We start from the raw sequence: 17626 nt of genomic DNA, 5'->3' as shown, positions 1-17626 counted from the left end.
AGTCCGTCAGATTGGCGTAGATTTTTTCGTCCGAACAAGGCGGAAAACCGGACGCAGAGTGGTGCTCTGTGGAGGATTTTCCGCCGAAGTGCGGGCAAAAAAGATGCGCTAAGATGGCGCGGCTGAATTTATCAGTGCTTCCTTAGTATACCATTCCACCCGTACTCTTTCAAATAAAAGGTGAACGCCATATCGTCTCTGCATGACCTATGCTTCTATGTGGGGAACGAAAAACCGCCCACCGTGCAAAGCACAATGAGCGGCATCATTCGTAGGAAAATACTCAGAGTCCCAAGTCCCCCATCTTTATCTCCTCCACACGACCATGTTCGATCTCGAAGGCAAAGCCGATGGTCGGATCCTCCTCGGAAAAGTAGATATAATCCTCCCCATAGACCATGCTCGGCTCACCGTATACACGCCGCAGCTCCTCCACGGGGGTTCCGATGCGGACGCCCTTGCCCGAGGCAAGCGAGCTGCGCTCCGATATTTTGACGAGCCGCACGAGTCCGTCCACGAAGTCCAGCGACAAACTGTCCGTGTATTCGTACTCGACCACCTGTTTTCCGGCATAGCGCATGGAGTGCTCCGCCTCTGTCTCGAAGGGTGCGCCATAGAGTGCACGCACATCAGCCTCCGTGGCGCCGTACGCGATATCCCCGAGCACGAGCGCGTCACGCATGATGCGCGCTGCGGACTTCTGCTCCTCCGCACGATGCTGACGCAGCACCTCTGCCTCACGCTTCGCCGCATCATCTGCCGAGAGGGTTTTCTCCACATCATCACGCGCAATCGTAACCCGTTTTCCTCCGTCCACATGAGGCGGTGCCGTCACCGCAGTACGGTACACATCCATGGCGACACTTGCTGCGATACCGGCAGCGACTGCAATCCCAACGAAGACAGCACACATCCGTATATTCAACGATTCTCTCCCCCGAAATCATTCCCGCAAATACAGGCGCAGATCGTCATCAGCCATACGCATTCTTTAGCGGATCAACCCCATCTTGATCTCATCCACACGATTGCGCTCAATCTCAAAGGAAAGTCCGATCGACGAATCCCCATCCACAAAATAGATGTATGTGTCACCGTGTATGGCATCCGGCTGCCCGTATGCTGCAATCAGAGCATTTACATCCGTACCGACCGCGATATTTTCCGCCGTCTGTATGCCATTGGGCTTATCAACCTCGACCTGACGAACCGCACCGTCCACAAAGGTAATGTCGAACCCATTGCCGTATTCCCATTCAATCGCCTGTCCACCCGTGTATACGGGATGGAACTTCGTCTCCACCTCGCGCGGCGCACCGTAGACGCTGCGGACGTAGGACTCAGATGCACCGTATTCGATGCCCCCGACAACAAGTGCATCCTGCGGAATGGACGCCTCAGCTGCACCGCCGAGCAAGGCAGCACCAAGTACGAGTCCTGCGATCTGCTTGCCGTGTTTGAACATACTACAGCTCCTTTGAAAAATTCCGTTGTGACTCTCAATGTTATGCTTATGATAGAGCAATACGCTGAAAAGCCTCTGAACAAAATCCTTCAGAGGCTTTTCATAGATTATCCGTATCGATATAGACTTTGTTGTTCAACACCTTGAGATGGCTGTCCGCGAGGATTTCCCATAGTCTTCTGCTCTTTGCATACCCCTGTCGAACCTTCTTGATCGGGATGATGCGGGAAAAAAGTTGTAAATCAATGCCATTTGCAAACGGAACTTCAAGAATACCGGATGCAGTTTTCAGGAAGCAGCTCGTCAGTTCATATTGCTGCATACGTTTGATCTCATTCGGCGACAGCGGCGGCTGACCGGTATTTTTTACATGAATGAGATCAAGTTCGACGTTATCCAGATAGTTCATATCAACGGCGAGATGCCTCAGATGTGCCTCCTGCATACCGCGTTCGGTCACGATCATCGCACGGCGCTTATTATCTGTAATCGCCTTGATGGCAGGAATAAAATCCCGATCATGGGAGAGAATGGCAAAGATGTCCGTATCCGGCTCCTCATACACAGCGCGGACAATCGCCGCCGTCATAAAGGTGTCGGCACTGTTCTTGCCAAAAAAGCATGGGATGAAATAATAGCTGCCCTCCCATCCGGGATCCGTCTTACCAAATACATCAATGCGAAAAAGTTCATGTTCCCTTTGGAGTTCTCTACAGGCTTTTACGAAGAGTTTCTCCGTGATATTCTCTGCATCCACAAATACATGTATTCTCACAACGGCTCTCCTCTGTGACAGGAGAAACTTGCCCTCCTGCATGACCGGAACACGCTCTACTATCTTTATTCTCTTTCTCTATCCTCCATTCCTTCTTTTCGGATATAAAAAAGAACTATTGAACGATTTTCATTCAATAGTTCTTTGTCTTTTAAAGGAATCACTGATAAAATGAAGTCTGTCAGATTGGTGCAGATTTTTTGTCCTGCCAAGGAGACAAACCGGACGCATAGCAAAGGCTATGTGGAGGATTCTAGGGCACAGGCAGGGCGAAAACAGATGCATCAAGATGGCAGTGCTGAATTTATCAGTGCTTCCTAAAGAACCGGAGCAAGCTCCTCGTCATCTTCAAGCGTGCCCGCAAGGTCATGATCTGTGATCGCGCAGACCGCCGAATCCGACCAGACATTCTCCGCCGTCTCGATCATGTCGATGATGGAGTAGATCGGCAGGATGATGCCCATGAGTCCTACCGGCGCACCAATCGACGCCATAAGCGAGAGCGTCAGGAAATAGCAGCCCATCGGTACGCCCGCATTGCCGACGGCGGCGAGCACAGCGATGAAGAGCCAGCTCACCATCGTCCCGAGTGTCAGCTCCATGCCCGCATTCTGCATGACATAGAGTGAGGTCACAAGGATGAATGCAGCACAGCCGTTCATGTTGATCGTCGTGCAGATCGGCAGGACGAAGCGCGCGACGGACGGATGTGCTCCGAGCCGCTGCTCCGCCGAGGCGAGTGTCACTGGCAGAGTTCCTGCCGAACTCTTTGTAAAGAGTGCAACCGCGACGGCAGGTGCCATCTGGCGGAAGACGCGCACGGGATTCAGCCCGCGCACGGCAAGAAAGAACGGAATGACGACAAAGAACTGGATCAGATTGCCCCCAATGACAACAGCGGTGTAGACCCCCAGCGAACCGATGATGACCCCCGCCTCGATCTGCGCTGCAAGCTGCGCGGCAAAGGCAAGAATCCCCATGGGCAGCACCGTGAGCAGCCCGCGAATCAGCGTAAAGAGCAGCTCCTGCAAGCCGTGAATCCCCTTCAGGAGCATCTCACGATTCTCCGTCTTGGGTGCAAAGGCAAGTCCAAGTCCGACCGCCGCCGCGACCAGCATGACGGAGAGTACATTGCCCGAGACAAACGGTGCAAGCACATTGTTCGGTACAATGGAAAGGAAGTGATCGTAGTAGGACAGCCCTTCGAGTTTCCCCGGGACATCCGATGCGCCCGCCCCGACGATCTCTGCCGGCAAATTTGCGGGTGCGAGCCAGAGGAAGAGCGCGAGTCCCACCGCCGCCGCACATACGGTCGTAAGCAGCGTATAGGTGACGGCATGGGCAAAGATCCGCCCCGTGTCGCGCTTTGTGCCAAGTGCCGCAAGCGTCGTAATGACGGCAAGCGCAATGGTCGGTACGGCAACGAACTGGAACAGCCGCGTGAAGACCGTCGCAATAAAGTTAAACAGCTCATTCAGTACGGGTACATTTGCCCAGCCGAGCACGCCGCCAACGATGAGAGCTGCGATCCAGAGCACAACCTGCCGCTTCTGATTGTTCAGCTTCGCTGCTGAGAGTGCCGCCTGCGCCTTCAGCTCCACCTCGTCGCGCGCGGGCGCATCGTTCTTTTGATCTGCCATATATAACTCCTCCCAAATCCAAATCCCATATAAAACATTGTTTGCATATTATATTGCTATGTTAATAAAATGTCAAGAAAAACTGCCGTGAAAATCTTCACGGCAGCCCAGACCTCAGGAAAGCTTATGCCTTGCCTGCAAGTTTCTTGTAGTTGTTGTAGCGCGCCTCCGCATCCTTCTGCGTCTTCTCGAAGAGTACTTCCGCCGCCTCGGGGAAGTTGCTCTTAAGGCTGATGTAGCGGTTCTCGCCGAGCAGGAATTCCTGGAACTTCGAGAAGTCCGGCTCCTTGGAGTCGAGCGTGAACGGATTCTTGCCCGCCTCGATGAGCTGCGGATTGTAGCGATAGTTCGCCCAGTAGCCGCACTCGACCGCAAGCTTGCCCTCAAGCTGAGCACAGCCCATGCCCTTGCGGATCCCGTGGTTGATACACGGCGAGTAGGCAATGATGAGGGACGGTCCCGGATATGCCTCCGCCTCGCTGATCGCCTTCAAGACCTGATTCTGGTCAGAACCCATGTCAATCTGCGCCACATAGACGTAGCCGTATGACATCGCCATTATGCCGAGATCCTTCTTCTTCGTCTTCTTGCCCGTTGCCGCGAACTCTGCAATCGCCGCCGCAGGGGTCGACTTCGATGCCTGTCCGCCCGTGTTCGAGTAGACCTCGGTATCAAAGACCATGACGTTGACATCCTCGCCCGACGCAAGCACGTGATCCACGCCGCCGAAGCCGATGTCGTATGCCCAGCCGTCGCCGCCAAACACCCACTGCGAACGCTTGACGAAGTAGTCGTTGTCCTTGTAGATGCGGCAGAGGAGCTCGTCCGTACCCTTCTCCTTCTCAAGGAGCTCGCGCAGGAGGTCGGCGCGGTCACGCGTGCCCTCACCGCTGTCGCGCTTTTCGAGCCAGAGCTGCATTGCTGCCTGAAGCTCTTCCGAGCCCTTCTTCTCCTCGAGTGCCTGTGTCACCGCCGCCGCGATGGACTCGCGCACTGCCTTCGTGCCGAGCAGCATGCCAAGGCCATACTCTGCATTGTCCTCGAACAGCGAGTTTGCCCATGCAGGGCCGTAGCCCTTCGGGTTCTTCGTATACGGGATTGCAGGTGCACTCGCGCCCCAGATGGAGGAGCAACCCGTTGCGTTCGCGATCATCATACGGTCGCCAAAGAGCTGGGTGATGAGCTTCGCATACGGCGTTTCGCCGCAGCCCGCACATGCGCCCGAGAACTCGAAGAGCGGCTGCTCGAACTGCGAACCGATGACCGTCGTCTTTTTCATCGGCACGTTCTTGATCGAAACCTTCTCCGTGTCCACACCGTAGTCAAAGTACTTCTGCGCTTCGCGGAGGTTGTCGTCGAGCAGGGTCATGTCGAGCGCCTTGCCCGGGCAGACCTGTGCACAGTTGCCGCAGCCGAGGCAGTCGAGCGTCGAGACGGCGATCGTGAGGTTCATCCCCTTCGCCGGACGCGACTTCACGGACTGCATACCCTCAGGTGCTGCAGCAAGCTCCTCGTCCGTCGTCAACACAGGACGAATCGTTGCGTGCGGACAGACAAATGCGCACTGGTTGCACTGGATACACTTCTCCGGACGCCATACAGGAACGGAGATCGCCGTGCCGCGCTTCTCGAACGCCGTACCGCCGACGGGGAACGTGCCGTCCTCCATGCTGAGCAGCTCGGAGATCTTGAGCTTGTCGCCCTCCTGCCGATTCATGACGTTCTGGATCTTGGTGATGAATTCCGGCGTCTTTGTATTGACCGGAACCTCTTCATCGACCGCATCCTTCCACTCGGCAGGGACATTCACGCGATGGAGCGACTCGATGCCGTGATCGATCGCACCGTTGTTCATGTTGACGACCTTTTCGCCCTTGCTGCCATAGGATGTGACAACTGCGTCCTTGAGATACTTAACCGCATCGTCGATGGGAATGATGTTCGCAAGCTTGAAGAATGCCGACTGCATGACCATGTTGAAGCGGCCGCCGAGACCGAGTTCGCGGGCGATGTGAACCGCATCCACCGTGTAGAACTGAATGTCGTTGGAGGCGATGTAGCGGCGCATCGACGCGGGCAGGTGTGTGTTCAGCTCCTCATCCGACCAGAACGTGTTGAGGAGGAACGTGCCGCCCTTCTTGAGACCTGCGAGGAGATCGTACTGACGGACATAGGACTGCTGCGAGCAGGAGATGAAGTCCGCCCTGTTGATGAGGTACGGGCTGATGATGGGCGACTTGCCGAAGCGCAGGTGGCTCATTGTGATGCCGCCCGACTTCTTCGAGTCATAAGCAAAGTACGCCTGTGCGTACATATCCGTCTTGTCACCGATGATCTTGATCGCGCTCTTGTTCGCGCCGACCGTGCCGTCCGAGCCGAGACCCCAGAACTTGCACGCCGTCGTTCCCTCTTTCGTGAGGTTGACATCGCCGTGGATCGGTGTGAGACTGCGGTGCGTGACATCGTCAACGATGCCGAGCGTAAAGCCGTGCATCGGCTCATCCTTTTTCAGTTCCTCGTAGACCGCGAAGACCTGATCCGGTGTCGTATCCTTACCGCCAAGACCGTAGCGTCCGCCGACGATGACGGGGTTCATCCCCGAGCTGTAGTACGCCGCCTTGACATCGAGGTAAAGCGGCTCGCCGAGCGATCCCGGCTCCTTCGTGCGGTCGAGGACGGCGACCTTCTGTACCGTCTTCGGGAGATACTTGAAGAAGTGCTCAACCGAGAACGGACGATAGAGATGAACGGAGAGCAGACCGACCTTCTCGCCCTGTGCGTTGAGGTATTCGGCAACCTCCTCCGCCGTCTGGCAGACCGAGCCCATTGCGATGATGATGCGATCCGCATCGGGCGCGCCGTAGTAGTCGAAGAGATGGTGCTCGCGCCCCGTGATCTTCGTCATCTGCGCCATTGCCTCTTCGACAAGCTCAGGGATAGCGTCATAGTAGCGGTTGACCGCCTCACGTCCCTGGAAGTAGATGTCGGGGTTCTGTGCCGTACCGCGTACCGCCGGATGATCCGGATTGAGTGCGCGGCGGCGGAACTCATTGACCGCATCCCAGTCAAGAATCTTCGCTAGATCGGCATAGTCCACGACCTCGATCTTCTGAATCTCATGCGAGGTACGGAATCCGTCAAAGAAGTTGATGAACGGAATGCGTCCCTTGATGGCAACGAGATGCGCCACCGCAGCGAGATCCATGACCTCCTGCACGCTCGACTCTGCGAGCATGGCAACGCCCGTCTGACGTGCCGCCATAACATCCTGATGATCGCCGAAGATGTTCAGCGAGGACGCTGCAATCGCACGGGCACTGACATGGAACACGCCCGGCAGGAGTTCGCCCGCGATCTTATACATATTCGGAATCATGAGCAGGAGTCCCTGCGATGCCGTATAGGTCGTCGTGAGTGCACCGGCTTGGAGTGAGCCATGCACTGCACCGGCAGCGCCAGCCTCCGACTGCATTTCGATGAGACGCACCTTCTGTCCGAAGAGATTCTTCATTCCCTTTGCAGCAAGGCTGTCGACGTGCTCCGCCATCGGCGAGGACGGTGTGATCGGATAGATCGCCGCCACATCCGTAAAGGCATAGGAGATGTAGCCGGCAGCGGTGTTGCCGTCCATCGTCTTCATTTTCTTGGCCATGTTACTGCTCCCCTCTCAATGGAAATGCACGTGCATTCCCCATAAATATTAAAATATAACCACATGAGCAAAGAATTTGTCCCCTCACATTCTTTTTGATAAAAAGAATCAAAAAGAATATCTATGGAGGAATACTGATTCCATACTTTCTGTTTATTATACAACGGAACATGGGGCTTGTAAACAGGATAGGCTTTCTCAGTATTGGAAAAGACAGTATTTCCCCATTGTTTTTTATGATAGGAATATCTAATCATCCTATCAAAAAACGAGCTGCCATCAGCAGCTCGTTTTTCCAAGCAAAGGATGTACGGTCGGTCTTAAATCGCGCACACGTATAAGGTGAAGTGCCTCCGCTAGGTCGATGTCGCGGCGTGTACTCCCCTCCTCATACACATAAACAGGTGTGTCAACGCCAATTTCACTCGCCGGCATATAGACATACTCATCGGTCATCCGATCACCGAAGATAATACCGCGCAGCAGCTGCGCCTCGCGTATCAAAACATATCCCTCCGCCAGAGCATATAGACAACGGTCGTCGATACACAGGCTGCAATGACAACCACGCGCATAAATCCGAGCGGGTCACCTTCGTACGGCACAGGCACGTTCATGCCAAAAAAACTTGATATCACCGTCGGGATTGCAAGGATGATCGTGATCGCCGTCAAAAATTTCATCACGAGGTTCAGATTGTTCGAAACAATCGAAGAGAAGGTATCGGCGAGACGTGCAAGGATGGTGCTGTACATCTCCACCATCTCACGCGCCTGCTTATTCTCGATGATAACGTCCTCAAGGAGATCCTCGTCCTCCTCGTACATCTTGAAGATGTGGTGCAGCGTTGTATTTGTACGCAGACGCATGAGACGATCCAGCACCGCGCCGTTCGAGCGCAGCGCCGCGTTGAAATATGTCAGCCCCTTCTGCAGCTGCAGAAGGCGCAGGATTTCACTGTTCTTCATATCGTGGCGCAGACGATCCTCGATCTCCTCGGAGAGTTTACTGATCTGACGCAGATAGCGCAGGTAGAACACATCCGACTTGTAGAGAATCTGAAAGAGGAAGCGCGTTCGCTTGTACGTGCGGAAAAGCTTTGCCGTGCGTTCGTTGAACTCCGCCATTACGGGGGTTTCCTCAAGACAGACCGTAATGATGTGCTCGTCCGTGAGAATGATCGCGAGCGGCAGCGTATCGTAGCTGTCCTCACCGCGATAGACGGGCACATTCGTCAGGATCATGACGGAATCGTCCTCGACATCCGTATGCGAACGTTCCTCATCGTCGAGTGCGGAGCGCAGGAAGTCGGGGTCAACCTCCGTCAGCGTACTCACGACCTTCAGCTCGTACGGCGTTGGATTGACAATATTGATCCATGCACCCTTCGTGAGCGTCTTGAGGGACAGCTCCTGAAGGGGACCGGATTCCATTGATTTATAGATTTGCAGCAATGGTGGACGCTCCTTTCCGACCGTCCTCTCCCATCACCGCAAAGTGCAGAGGTGAAGAGAGGACGGGATAGATATGTTGGGGTCAGGCTGCAAAGGTGTATCGTCCACGCTCTTCACTTCCTTTCGAAAATAATTCTCGTAAAATGACCGAATGAATTGTAACGCATAATGTGCTGCTTGTCCAGAGCCACAGAAAAAAATCATACATTAAACCGGAAGTTTACCACATCGCCGTCGCGCATGACATACTCCTTGCCCTCCAAGCGAACAAGCCCCTTGTCGCGCGCCGCCGCCACGCTGCCGAGTGCAACGAGATCATCGTAGTTCACAATCTCGGCGCGAATGAAGCCACGCTCGAAATCCGTGTGAATTTTCCCCGCAGCCTTCGGTGCCGTCGTCCCACGCGTAATCGTCCACGCGCGGCACTCGTCCTCACCCGCCGTGAGGAAGGTCTGCAGCCCGAGCAGGGCAAATGCCCCGTGAATGAGGCGATCCAGTCCGCTCTCGGAAAGCCCCAGATCCTCAAGGAATACCGCTGCCTCCTCTGCGTCCAGTTCTGCAATCTCCTCCTCAAGCCGCGCCGAGACCGTCACCACCTGTGCGCCCGTGCGTGCCGCGTATTCCTTGACCGTCTGTACGTGCGGATTCTCCGCGTCCGCCGTCGCCGCCTCGTCCTCGCCGACATTCGCTATATAGAGGATGGGCTTGCGCGTGAGGAGGTTCAGATCGCGCAGCATCGCCTGCTCCTCATCCGAGAGTTCCACCTCGCGTGCGGGCTTTCCCGCATCGAGTGCGGCTTTCAGTCGCTCAAGCGCCGCGTGCTCCGCCTTTGCGTCCTTGCTGCCCGATTTGAGCAGCTTCGTCACCTTCGCCATGCGCTTTTCGACCGCTTCGAGATCAGCAAGGCAGAGTTCCGTCTCGATGATGTCAATGTCGCGCAGCGGGTCGACTGCGCCCTCGACATGCGTGATATCCGTACTTTCAAAGCAGCGGACAACGTGCGCCACGGCATCCACCTGGCGGATGTGTTCGAGGAATTTATTGCCAAGCCCTTCGCCCTTCGACGCTCCCTTCACAAGTCCCGCAATATCGACAAACCGAACGCTCGCAGGTGTCGTCTTCTTGGAGTGATAGAGATCGGTCAGCACCTTGAGGCGCGCATCCGGCACCGCCACCACACCCACATTCGGCTCAATCGTGCAGAACGGATAATTCGCTGCCTCTGCGCCCGCCTTCGTGATCGCATTGAACAGCGTACTCTTGCCCACGTTCGGCAGGCCGACGATTCCAACTTCCAGATTGCTCACGTTTATTCCCTCTTTCACTGACCGAAGTCATGCTATATGTCTTCCATATTTATAGATACACTCGTTATGTTATAGCAAAAAAAGTGATGAAGGTCAATCATTGTGCGCCATTCACCACAGGGGAAGCATACATCTTTTCTTATGTACATACCTGCAAATGTCACAAATGCTACTTCCCTTTTTGAAATCTTGTGCTATAATTTGAAGCAATCGGGGGTTCCCCCTTCACTGTCAATTATCTTCATCATATAGGAGGTCATCATGGCAATTACAAAAGATATGAGCATCGTTGAGATCGTTCAGACGTACCCTGACACCGTTGAGGTTCTGATGAATGCGGGCATGGGCTGCCTCGGCTGCGCAGCATCGCATTTCGAGAACATCGAGCAGGGTGCAATGGCACACGGCATCGACATCGACGCGCTCATCGCCGAGCTCAACGCGACGATCGGCGAGAAATCTGCGGCACAGTAAGCATACCAGCAAAAGAACCCCATTCGTGGATATTTCCATGAATGGGGTTCTTTGCGTCATGTATGTCGTTCCACCGTAAACCGTGCAAGTGCAATCGGCTCTTTCGGCTGGATGCGTGCCTTCTCGCGTGCAATCGCAATCTGCTGCTCTGCCGTATTGATGCCCGCAAGATCGGGGAGGAGCAGCCCGCGCCGATTGTCCGCAACACTCTTGACGATCACACCGTAGATCTTCGGGTCGAGCTGTGCCGCCGACTCGATTGGTTCGGGGACACTCAGCACGTCTACCGAATAGACCAGACGGTTCAATTCATGCTCATCAATCGGCTCAAAGCGCCCATCGTGCGCCGCTGCCGAGACAGCATTGTAGAGAATCTCCTCGGCAAGGCTCTGCTGCGCAGGCACAAATGTCCCGATACAGCCGCGCAGCTTGCCGTATTTCTTGATCGAAACAAACGCACCCGCGCGGCTCTCCGTCAGCTCCTGCGGGAGTTCCTGCGGCAGCTGCGCATAGCTGTGTGTCCGCACAAAGTGCTCGACACTCATGCGGGCAAGGCGTACGTAGTCGTCCTCCGCCGCACGCAGTTCGGCAATCACCGCATCCTCGGAACGCTGCAGCTGCGCCGTAAAACCGTTGCTGTCATCACGCCCCGTGACGATAAAGGAAGCAACTGCATAGCCCACGCCAAACGGAGCCTCGTAACTGTGCAGCCGTGCATCCACTGCTGCGCAGTCGAGCGCCCCCGCCAGTACCCACAGCCCGTTCAGCCCGCAGTGTCCTGCCGTCTCGGCGAAGCTGCCCGGAATCTGCAGGAGCGAGAGGAAATCCCCCGTCTTTAGAAACGCCGTGCAGAGTTCGTCAAACTCCGCCCCCTCGGGCGCAAAGCCGTTTGCCCCGCCCTCCGTGAGGCGATGCGAGAGATCGCCGCTCGCAATGCAGACAGTACGCCGCCCAAGCCGCTCCGCCGTCGCCGCGATGCACTGCCCGAGCAGGGCATGTGTATGCGCGGGCAGCCCCGCAATGCCGATGCGGACAAATTTGGTCGGCGCAGCCCCCAGATATTCACTCAGAAAGAAGAGCGGAATCATCGTGCCGTGATCGAGCGATGCGTCCTTTTCTCCGAGCGTTCCCGCAGGAAGCTCCTGTTCGGATGCAGCAGAGGACAGCACACGCACAAAATCTTCGTCGTACTCGATTCCTACCGACAGTTCGGGATGCCCAAATGCGGAAAAGTTCCCCTCTGCCTCCGCCCTCGGCGAGATGTGAAAGAAATCATCGTACGCCGTCGCGTGCGGACTGATGATGACGACCGTATCGGGGCGCAGCTCTGCCGCTGTGCGCATCGTCTCATGATACGCCCGAACGGTTGCGGCAATCTCCCGCTCCCGCCCCACGCCAATCGCAGGAATGATGAGCGGCGGATGCGGCACATGATATGCGGCAAGGATGGACATTACGATCACTCCCCATAGAAAAAAAGCCGACTGAAAAACAGTCGGTCGAACTGCACCAGGCGTGCAAAATATACGATATGGTGCGGATGAAGGGGGTCGAACCCATACGCCTTGCGGCACTGGATCCTAAGTCCAGCGCGTCTGCCAATTCCGCCACATCCGCATGGGCAGGAAACACTGATAAACTCAGCAACCGTATTCTATCACGACCGCACAGACCTGTCAATCCGTGCATTTGACCACGCGAGAACTGCCGTACGCATCCCGTCCACATCCAGAATTCCGTGCGCAAAGCCGCGCCGCACAAGTTCCGTTGGAAGGAACTCATCGTATTTATCGAAGATCGGAACTTCATCGGGATAGAGGAGCTCCATCGGGTCGAACGCCTCCGCCGCCTCCTCCGCAAGTACACAAAAGAACTCTGCGGGCGTCACCTTCATCGTAAACTGCATGAAATAGGGGCGCATGGACGCAAAGCCGCGCAGCCCGATCCGCGCACCGCAGCGGATGCGCAGAAAGCGCTCAAGTGCAAGAAAGGCATAGCTGCCGAGCCACGGCAGAAGCGCGTACATCTCTCCGCCGAGCGGGATGAGCACATCCTCCGCCGCGTGTGAGTGCCGCGCGGTATCGCGTGCCTGTGCAAGGCGTGCGACGGCATTTTTTAGCAGATAGGACGGTATCAAATCCTCGCGCAGTACTTGCCGCATCCGCTCAAGTATGCGCGTGTGGATATCACCCGGACACTCGCCGAAATAGGCGGGCACATTCCCCCGTACCATCTCACAGTAGACGAGGTGGCGCTTGCGATCCACCTCAAGCACGCGCCAGACGTGCCCCGCAATGGCAATTTTTTCCCCGACGGGCGGCGGCGTGACAATCGTTCCGATCTCCTGCGACTCACAGCGAACGGTATACTCCTCGTTCTCCTGAAAGACCCCGTAGAAGCGAAAAGATCGCACGACGCGCTCCCCCGCAAGTCCCACGATGAGCCCGCCGCGCTCCGTCTGCTGTAGGTGTTCCTGCGCAATCAGATGGCGCAGGAGCACGCGGTAGTCCTCCTGCGTAATACGGTGAAAGACGTGCAAAGAGAGTACGCGATCCGCAAGCGCGCGCGGAGAGAGTTCTCCGCAGGACGCGGAGACACTCATCGTCTGATGATAGAGCAGGCTGAACGGCAGTCGGTCAAGGCGCGGCGGCTCGACCCAGCGCTCTTCAAGGTAGAGCTGGATGAGCGCAATCCCCTGCAGGAGCTTCCACGGAATCGTTGCGGGCAGGAGCGCACGCGCCTCGGGTGCGTCCTCACGCACGACGAAGTGCATCTCCTGCGGCTGCCCGCGCCGCCCCGTGCGCCCCATGCGCTGCAGAAAGGACGAGACCGTCCAAGGCGCATCAATCTGAAAGGCGCGTTCGAGGCGTCCGATATCGATGCCAAGTTCGAGCGTCGCCGTCGTACACGTTGTAAAAAGACTGTCCTCATCCTTCATCCGTGCCTCCGCCGTCTCACGGAACGCAGCGGAGAGATTGCCGTGATGGATGAGAAAGCGATCCGGCTCATGCTGTTTTTCGCAGTAGGATCGCAGGGTCGTCGTCACCGCCTCGCACTCCTCGCGCGAGTTGACAAAGACGAGACATTTCTTCCCGCGTGTATGCGCAAAGATATAGCCAATCCCCGGGTCTGCCGCCTCAGGCGGCGTATCGGTCGGCACATCGGGCGCAGCCGGCACCATGATATCATCGCGCCCCTCCCCCGCCTGCGTGTCGCGCACATAGAAATGCTCAAGGGAAAGCCGCCATCTGCTCCCCTTTGCCTCGATCTGCGGCACAAGCGTCCTGCGCCCCGTCCCCGCCGCGAGGAAGTCCCCCGCGCTCGTCGGGTCGCCGATCGTCGCCGAGAGACCGATGCGGCGCGGCTGCACGCCCGCGATGCGGGAGAGCCGCTCGATGAGGCAGAGCGTCTGCCCGCCGCGATCGCCGCGCAGAAGCGAATGAAGCTCGTCAATCACGACGAAACGCAGATCGCCGAACAGCTTTGGAATCGCTGCATGACGATGCAGCAGCAGTGCCTCCAGTGATTCCGGTGTGATCTGCAGGATGCCCGACGGATGCTTCATCAACCGCGCCTTATGCGTCTGCCCCACATCTCCGTGCCAGTGCCAGACGGGAATGTCCGCCCTGCAGCACAGCTCCGTCAGGCGCTCAAACTGATCGTTAATCAGCGCTTTCAGAGGGCCGATGTAGATACAGCCGACGGAGGTCGGCGGATCCTCGTGAAAGAGCGTGATGATCGGAAAGAACGCCGCCTCCGTCTTGCCGGATGCCGTGGAGGCTGTGAGCAGGACGTGATCGTCCGTCCCGAAGATCGCCTCCGCCGCCGCAATCTGGATGCCGCGCAGGTGCTTCCAGTCCTGTGCGTAGATATAGTCACGCACAAAGGGCGCATAACGTTCAAATACGCTCATAGCTCAAACTCCGCAAACTGTGCGCTGATCTCCGCGCCCTCCACTTCGTTCTGCGCATACGAAAATTCGTCCGAACCAAGCAGGTCGGCGAGTTTCAGGCTGGGATTCTGATAGATAATGTCGAGCACCTGAATGAAGTCGCGGATGACCTCACGCGGCGTAATATGCGTATCTGCACCGATCCGCCCAAACTCGATGCGGATGAAGTCCGCGAGATCATCCTGCGTAACGATCTGCTCGTATTCGTAGAGCTGCGCATGAATGGCGGCAAGTTTCTCCACGAGAACGAGCATCTCCTCATGCGTGAGCGGCGCGAGACGTATCACGGGCGAGAGCAGGTCGCGGTGTTCCCCCGCAAAGCGTCCCTCTGCAAGCCGTGAGCGCAGCGCCTCGTAGCTGTAGACACCGCGCCGCGTGTCCTCCATACAGGCAGGCGTCCCGCAGAGAATCATACCGAGATACTGTGCACGCCCCTGCATTGCATCGTTATACATCGTGAGGATCTTCTCATAGTTGTACTGACGCGTAACGGCATGCGGGATCTTGTAGATGTTCACCAGCTCATCAATGAAGATGAGCATCCCCGCATAGCCTGCCTGCCGCAGAAAGGCGGCGAAGAGCTTCAGATACTCGTACCAGTCGTCATCCGTGATGATGATGTTCACGCCGAGATCGTGCCGCGCCTCGGTCTTCGTCGTGTATTCCCCGCGAAACCAACGCGCAACCTGCGCCCGCTTTTCATCATCGCCGTCGCGATAGGCATGGTAGTAGAGGGTCAGGAGGCGTGTAAAGTCGTAGCCATGCACAAGATCGTTCAGCCCGTAGATGAGCGCGGCAATGCGCCGGTCAACGGCAGCGGGAAAATTCGGATCCTCGGGCGCGATGCCGCCCTCCGTCACAATTTCCTGCTGTACGCGGCTGATCCAACGGTCGAGGATAAGCGTGAGCGCACCGCCCTCAGGGGTCGTCTTTGTCGCCATATTGCGAATGAGCTCGCGGTACGTTGCAAGCCCCTGCCCGCGCGTCCCCTGCAGACGGCGCTCCGGCGAGAGATCGGCATCCACGACGACGAAGTTCTTCGCCATGACATAGCTGCGGATCGTCTGCAGGAGGAAACTCTTTCCGCTGCCGTAACGCCCAACAATGAAGCGAAAGGACGCACCGCCGCCCTCGATCATCTCCACATCGGAGAGCAGAGCCTCGATCTCGCTGCGCCGCCCGACCGTGATATACGGCAGACCGATGCGCGGCACAACGCCGCCCTTGAGCGCACTCACAAGCGTCTGGGCAATACGGCGCGGGATTTTCTTCGATTCATTCGCTGCCATTCAGATACCTCGCTGTCAGGTCATCTCGATAATCAGCCACAATAACGGGCGGATCGCCCACAATCACCGTGTCCTCGAAATCATCATACAGTTTCTCATTGACTCCATCGACGAGGACGGAGAGGAGCAGCCCCTCCGCGCGTACCCATGAGAGTGCGCTGCCGTCCAGCAGATCACAGAGCAAACGGCGCTCTGCCGCACTCAACCCCACATCATTCGCAGCCGTCAGCGGAGTGACCGACACATCATCTGCAACGGACGGCTCCATCCGCGGCACGGGCGCCGGAGTCACAGGCAGCGCATCCTCCGAAGCGAACTGCTCCGCCTGCGGCACAGCCATCGGGGAAACCTCTTCCTCCTCCACGATCAGCCGCTCCTGCGTCACATCGGCATCCGCACGGATGCGTGCCAGCTGTGAAAAATCAAGATGCACGCGGCGCGCCTCTATCGCCCTCTGCTCCGCAAGAAAAGCGGTGATCTCCTCATCAATTATTTTCGCCTGCCATTTTTTCAGCTTTGGCGGCTGAATCGCCGTGATTCCAAAATGTGCACGCAGAGCCGCATCCACGCCGCGCAGGAGTGCACCAAGCCGCTGCGCGGCACGATCCGCCCGCTCGTAGGAGTGCAGCGTCCAATATCCACCCACGCACTCGTAGTACCGCAGCGCATGAACCCAATAGATGCGGTCTTGTTCCTCACCGGACGGCTGAAATACGGCGGAGGAAAAGAGCCGAATCGGCGCTGTCTGCGGCACTGCAATCAGGTCGGCAAACGCGCTGATTTGCCGATGCTTCTCATAGTATTCCGCAATACGATCGAATACGCGGAGCACAACCGCATTCACCTCCGTCGTATGGGCACGATAGAGCTTCGAGCGTTCCAAACGATAGGAGGAGAGTGTACAGAGTGCTGCCATGACCGCCTCTGCCGTACGCTCCGCACGATGAAGCATTGTATGGATTGCATCATCCTGCTGATGACGTATAAGCCCATCCCCACCGTATGTAATCCGCTTGGGATCGAGTCCGTAGTAGATCACAAACTCATCTTCCCAATCCGAAATATAGTGTGCAATCTGGGGATCAATGGAACAATACGCCGCACAGAATGCACACAGCTTCTCATAGCCATCCTGCGCGTCCCTGCACCCGATGAGATGCAGGAGTTCATAGACGTAGAGAGAGGCATAAGACATCCCCCGCCTCTCAATCTGTCCTCGCCGTACCGCCGTCCGCCATGTAAAGTATCCGCGCAGCTGTGCATCCGAAAGCGAGTCATACGTTGGAAAATACTGATTGACTGTGCCATTGTAAACGTAGTCGTCCTCATAGCTTGCCATCAGCCGTGCCTGTTTCAAAAAGAGTTCCGAACGTGACTGCCAATAGTCCTGCGAGGTTGTAACGAGCGAGCGCATCGCGCTCAGCAGCTTCGGCGTCGGCGGCTTTGGTGTCGGCGTGGGCGCATTTGGAATCTCTGTATCGTGGTAAACATGCCTCGTAAGACGCTGCAGAATCTCTGCTGCCCATCCGTTCCCCATCGCACACCTCCGTCCGTCTGTTCGATATACATCTCTTATTTTACTACGAATCACCAAAATAGCAAGTTCATGCAAGAAAAT

General features: G+C 56.5%; 13 protein-coding genes and 1 tRNA gene. 1 reads left to right on the top strand and 13 read right to left on the bottom strand.

Going from position 1 to position 17626, the window contains the following annotated elements; genetic code table 11:
* Window positions 1–283 precede the first annotated feature (283 nt).
* The 8 genes from C8273_RS05770 to ychF form a co-directional block, all read right to left on the bottom strand.
* Complete coding sequence (locus tag C8273_RS05770) at window positions 284–913, bottom strand: hypothetical protein (RefSeq protein ID WP_106626784.1); 630 nt, start codon at window positions 911–913, stop codon at window positions 284–286.
* Between the two features lie 78 nt (window positions 914–991).
* Window positions 992–1465 (bottom strand): hypothetical protein, encoded by a 474-nt coding sequence (locus C8273_RS05765; RefSeq protein ID WP_106626783.1) that lies wholly within the window; start codon window positions 1463–1465, stop codon window positions 992–994.
* A gap of 100 nt (window positions 1466–1565) precedes the next feature.
* Window positions 1566–2282, bottom strand: coding sequence for an NYN domain-containing protein (locus C8273_RS05760; RefSeq protein ID WP_106626782.1), 717 nt, complete (start codon window positions 2280–2282; stop codon window positions 1566–1568).
* A 275-nt stretch (window positions 2283–2557) separates the two neighbouring features.
* The gene (locus tag C8273_RS05750) at window positions 2558–3880 is read right to left on the bottom strand and encodes a dicarboxylate/amino acid:cation symporter (protein WP_106626781.1); all 1323 of its coding nucleotides are present in this window, start codon (window positions 3878–3880) and stop codon (window positions 2558–2560) included.
* A 124-nt stretch (window positions 3881–4004) separates the two neighbouring features.
* Entirely contained in the window at window positions 4005–7532 is a 3528-nt protein-coding gene (gene nifJ, locus C8273_RS05745) for a pyruvate:ferredoxin (flavodoxin) oxidoreductase (RefSeq protein ID WP_106626780.1), read from the bottom strand.
* A gap of 279 nt (window positions 7533–7811) precedes the next feature.
* On the bottom strand, window positions 7812–8036 hold the full coding sequence (locus C8273_RS05740) for a hypothetical protein (RefSeq protein ID WP_106626779.1): 225 nt from the start codon (window positions 8034–8036) through the stop codon (window positions 7812–7814).
* On the bottom strand, window positions 8033–8986 hold the full coding sequence (locus C8273_RS05735; RefSeq protein WP_006307124.1) for a magnesium transporter CorA family protein: 954 nt from the start codon (window positions 8984–8986) through the stop codon (window positions 8033–8035). Before C8273_RS05735 ends, C8273_RS05740 begins: the two co-directional genes overlap by 4 nt.
* Before the next feature lie 200 nt (window positions 8987–9186).
* Window positions 9187–10293, bottom strand: coding sequence for a redox-regulated ATPase YchF (gene ychF, locus C8273_RS05730; RefSeq protein WP_106626778.1), 1107 nt, complete (start codon window positions 10291–10293; stop codon window positions 9187–9189).
* A 261-nt stretch (window positions 10294–10554) separates the two neighbouring features.
* Here ychF and C8273_RS05725 point away from each other — a divergent pair, with 261 nt between their 5' ends.
* Window positions 10555–10767: a DUF1858 domain-containing protein gene (locus C8273_RS05725; RefSeq protein ID WP_106626777.1), complete on the top strand. Its 213-nt coding sequence runs from the start codon at window positions 10555–10557 to the stop codon at window positions 10765–10767.
* A 56-nt stretch (window positions 10768–10823) separates the two neighbouring features.
* Here C8273_RS05725 and amrA read toward each other — a convergent pair whose 3' ends face one another.
* The 5 genes from amrA to C8273_RS05700 all read right to left on the bottom strand — a co-directional run bounded on the left by amrA (window position 10824) and on the right by C8273_RS05700 (window position 17545).
* A complete protein-coding gene (gene amrA, locus C8273_RS05720; RefSeq protein ID WP_106626776.1) occupies window positions 10824–12221 on the bottom strand; it encodes an AmmeMemoRadiSam system protein A in 1398 nt (465 codons plus the stop codon).
* Between the two features lie 78 nt (window positions 12222–12299).
* Window positions 12300–12384: transfer RNA gene (locus tag C8273_RS05715), tRNA-Leu, on the bottom strand.
* 40 nt (window positions 12385–12424) lie between these two features.
* Complete coding sequence (locus C8273_RS05710; protein WP_106626775.1) at window positions 12425–14680, bottom strand: DEAD/DEAH box helicase; 2256 nt, start codon at window positions 14678–14680, stop codon at window positions 12425–12427.
* On the bottom strand, window positions 14677–16008 hold the full coding sequence (locus C8273_RS05705) for an ATP-binding protein (RefSeq protein WP_106626774.1): 1332 nt from the start codon (window positions 16006–16008) through the stop codon (window positions 14677–14679). The genes C8273_RS05710 and C8273_RS05705 overlap by 4 nt, the downstream gene beginning before the upstream one ends.
* Window positions 15995–17545: a TerB N-terminal domain-containing protein gene (locus C8273_RS05700; protein WP_106626773.1), complete on the bottom strand. Its 1551-nt coding sequence runs from the start codon at window positions 17543–17545 to the stop codon at window positions 15995–15997. Before C8273_RS05700 ends, C8273_RS05705 begins: the two co-directional genes overlap by 14 nt.
* Window positions 17546–17626 lie beyond the last annotated feature (81 nt).

It is taken from the genome of Candidatus Centipeda massiliensis (assembly GCF_900290285.1).
In the GTDB taxonomy this organism is placed as follows: Bacteria; Bacillota; Negativicutes; order Selenomonadales; family Selenomonadaceae; genus Centipeda; species Centipeda massiliensis.
The sequence above is the reverse complement of the archived record's forward strand: the minus strand, read 5'-3'. Positions and strand labels throughout refer to the sequence as shown.

Excerpts from the sequence above, each read along its gene's own strand:
- C8273_RS05770 (WP_106626784.1), bottom strand. The coding sequence starts at position 913 with ATGTGTGCTGTCTTCGTTGGGATTGCAGTCGCTGCCGGTATCGCAGCA.
- C8273_RS05765 (WP_106626783.1), bottom strand. The coding sequence starts at position 1,465 with ATGTTCAAACACGGCAAGCAGATCGCAGGACTCGTACTTGGTGCTGCC.
- C8273_RS05760 (WP_106626782.1), bottom strand. The coding sequence starts at position 2,282 with ATGCAGGAGGGCAAGTTTCTCCTGTCACAGAGGAGAGCCGTTGTGAGA.
- C8273_RS05750 (WP_106626781.1), bottom strand. The coding sequence starts at position 3,880 with ATGGCAGATCAAAAGAACGATGCGCCCGCGCGCGACGAGGTGGAGCTG.
- nifJ (WP_106626780.1), bottom strand. The coding sequence starts at position 7,532 with ATGGCCAAGAAAATGAAGACGATGGACGGCAACACCGCTGCCGGCTAC.
- C8273_RS05725 (WP_106626777.1), top strand. The coding sequence starts at position 10,555 with ATGGCAATTACAAAAGATATGAGCATCGTTGAGATCGTTCAGACGTAC.
- amrA (WP_106626776.1), bottom strand. The coding sequence starts at position 12,221 with ATGTCCATCCTTGCCGCATATCATGTGCCGCATCCGCCGCTCATCATT.
- C8273_RS05710 (WP_106626775.1), bottom strand. The coding sequence starts at position 14,680 with ATGAGCGTATTTGAACGTTATGCGCCCTTTGTGCGTGACTATATCTAC.
- C8273_RS05705 (WP_106626774.1), bottom strand. The coding sequence starts at position 16,008 with ATGGCAGCGAATGAATCGAAGAAAATCCCGCGCCGTATTGCCCAGACG.
- C8273_RS05700 (WP_106626773.1), bottom strand. The coding sequence starts at position 17,545 with ATGGGGAACGGATGGGCAGCAGAGATTCTGCAGCGTCTTACGAGGCAT.